1 protein-coding gene is annotated in these 237 nt (G+C 65.0%); it reads left to right on the top strand.

All coding sequences use genetic code 11. The annotated features are described in order from the left end of the window. Positions 1-44 precede the first annotated feature (44 nt). Positions 45-237, top strand: a 193-nt coding sequence (locus tag ACLJNW_RS28420) for a hypothetical protein (protein ID WP_410962012.1), incomplete at its 3' end; no start/stop codon positions are given.

Raw genomic sequence — 237 nt, forward strand, 5'->3', positions numbered from 1 at the left:
GTGTAGAATCTGGCGATTTTTTGACCAAACGAGAACCCGCAGGAATGATGTCGTCCTTCTTTCGCCTGCTGTCCGTCCTGGCGGCGGCGCTGCTGGTCAGCGCCTGCCAGGGCAATGCGTCGTCGCAACCGACGCCGGTGGTCGCGCCCCAGGCGCAGCCCGCCGATCCCTATGCCGAACTGCAGGAAACCCTGGCCGCCGGCAAGCTCGAACAGGCCGAGCAACAATGGCTGGCCC

This window comes from Salmonella sp. SAL4457 (genome assembly GCF_046548235.1).
GTDB classification, from domain to species: Bacteria; Pseudomonadota; Gammaproteobacteria; order Enterobacterales; family Enterobacteriaceae; genus Salmonella; species Salmonella enterica.